Source organism: Hydrogenophaga sp. (assembly GCF_041633695.1).
Taxonomy (GTDB): Bacteria; Pseudomonadota; Gammaproteobacteria; order Burkholderiales; family Burkholderiaceae_C; genus Hydrogenophaga.
The window spans coordinates 1-2,260 of sequence record NZ_JBFJMY010000582.1 but is presented as its reverse complement, the minus strand read 5'-3'; the positions used below and the strand labels follow the sequence as shown (position 1 = coordinate 2,260).

The following is a 2,260-nucleotide window of genomic DNA, read 5'->3' as shown; positions in this document are numbered from 1 at the left end:
GGCACTGCCACCCGAGGCCAGGCTGGTCGTGCCGTTGACGGTGTTGCCCGTCACGCTGGCCGTGATCGAGCCGGTGAAGCTGCCCACCGAGACGGCCGTGAAGTTGGCCGGCACCACGTCGGTGAAGGTCGCACCCGCCACCGGGCTTGGGCCCGCGTTGCTGATGCTCAGGGTGAAGGTCACCGTCTGGCCCACCGCCACGTTGGGGTTCACGCTGGTCTTGACCAGGCTCAGGTCGGCGCTGGGGGTGACGGGATCGGTGTCGGCCGCAGAACACACGCCAGCAGGCGTGGTGCAAGAGGTGGACGGATTGGTGTTGGTGTAGCCCGACGGTGGGGCCACGGTGGCGATGTTGGTGACCGAGGTCTGGGCCTGCGCAAATGGTGCAACCAGCAGCATCAGTGCCACCAGCACCATCATCGACAGACTTTGCAGTTGCCTAACCCAAGAAGTTGAAGCCCGCAGCAAAAAGGAACCTGACAACACCAGCATGGTTTCAGCCGCTTCTATTTATATTGGAATGAAAGTGCACCTACCTGCCTTAGGCAACAAGTACTACTCCGAATATTCTATGGTTTTATGTTGTCATCCCAGCTTTTGGACGGGGGCAAGGACGCAAAACCGCACATTTTTTGCCAGAAATGCAACGATTTGTTAGGCGACCGGGCGCGTGGGAGGGCCTGCCGTGGTGCTTGACGGCCTCTCACGCGCCACAGGATTCGCTCCGCGCAGGCCAAGCTACCGGGTGCGCGATCCATCGCCGGGTAATGTAAGCACCCACAAACTAACCAAAATTCGAATGGCGTGACATGGGTTGCACGCTAAAACTTGGCGCCAGACGCCTGTGTGAACGCCCGACGCGACACGCTCCGGAGGGCACTCCTCAGAAACCCGCTCAGTCGTCGGCAGCGCCGTCGTTCAGACGCAGCGTGCGCCGTCCACTTCCAGGCAGACGCCGGAGATGAACTCGGCTTCGTCGCTGACCAGGTACAACACGGCGTTGCCCACGTCCTGTGCGGTGGAGAAGCGCCCCAAGGGGATGGTGGAACGGAACTTGGTGAGCCGCTCCTCGGTCAATTCACCTCCGGCGAAAGACGCGCCCAGGCCGGTGGACGGGTTCATGACCGGATTGATGCAGTTGACCCGGATGTTGTCCGGCCCCAATTCGGCCGCCAGCGACTTGGATGTCGTGATCACCGCGCCTTTGGAGCCGTTGTACCAAGTGAGCCCAGGGCGGGGCCGCACACCGGCGGTGGAGGCGATGTTCACAAAGCTGCCGCCGCCGTTCAGACGCAAGGCGGGCACCGCGTGCACCGTGGCCAGGTAAATGCTTTTGACGTTGACCGCGTAGCAGCGGTCGAATTCGTCTTCGCTCACGTCCAGGGCGGGTTGGTTGCGGTGCGTCCAGCCCGCGTTGTTGACCATGGCGTCGAGCTTGCCATGGCGCGCGACCGCCGCGTCCACCAGGGCCTTCATGTCGGCGGAACGGGTGACGTCGGCGGCAAAAAACGAGGCTTTGCCGCCATTCGCGACGATCTCGGCGACCACGCGCTCGCCGCCTTCGGCGTTGACGTCGTTGACCAGCACCCACGCGCCCTCTTCGGCCAGCCGCTTGGCAATGCCTTCGCCAATGCCGCCGCCGGCGCCGGTCACGATGATGGATTTGTTCTGAATGCGCATGTTGTTGTCTCCAGGGATTGGGAAATCAACCGTGCCGGATGGCCACGGTTTTCAGGGTGGTGAAGCCGTACAAAGCTTCGAAACCTTTTTCGCGGCCATAGCCGCTGGACTTCACGCCGCCAAACGGCAACTCGACGCCACCGCCGGCGCCGTAGTTGTTGATGAAGACCTGACCGGCCTTCACGCGCCGGGCCATGCGGAACTGGCGCGCCCCTTCGCGCGTCCAGACTCCGGCGACCAACCCGAACGACGTGGCATTGGCGAGCTGCACCGCGTGGTCTTCGTCGTCAAATGCCATGGCGGCCAGCACCGGGCCGAACACCTCTTCCTGGGCCAGGCGGTGGTCTACCGGCACATCGCGCAACAGGGTCGGTGGCGCGTAGAAGCCCCCGGCGTGCACCCCTTCAGCGATCTGCCCCTGGGCCACGGTGGTGATGCCCGACTTGCGGGCATCGTCCAGAAAACCGTTCACGCGCTCCAGCTGTGACTGGCGGATCAGCGGGCCCAGGTCCAGGTCCATCCTCGGTGCGCCGGCGCGCAAGGCCGAAAAGGCTTCACCCACGCGCTGCAACACCGCTTC

Annotated in this window: 3 protein-coding genes; all 3 read right to left on the bottom strand. The window is 63.5% G+C overall.

The genetic code is table 11. The features are described from left to right. Positions 1–420 (bottom strand): hypothetical protein (locus ABYB95_RS21955; protein WP_372661972.1); only part of this gene is annotated, 420 nt, incomplete at its 3' end. Positions 421–918: 498 nt separating this feature from the next. After that, complete coding sequence (locus ABYB95_RS21950) at positions 919–1,680, bottom strand: SDR family oxidoreductase (RefSeq protein WP_372661969.1); 762 nt, start codon at positions 1,678–1,680, stop codon at positions 919–921. A gap of 25 nt (positions 1,681–1,705) precedes the next feature. After that, the coding region (locus ABYB95_RS21945; protein WP_372661966.1) for an aldehyde dehydrogenase family protein at positions 1,706–2,260 on the bottom strand (555 nt) is incomplete at its 5' end.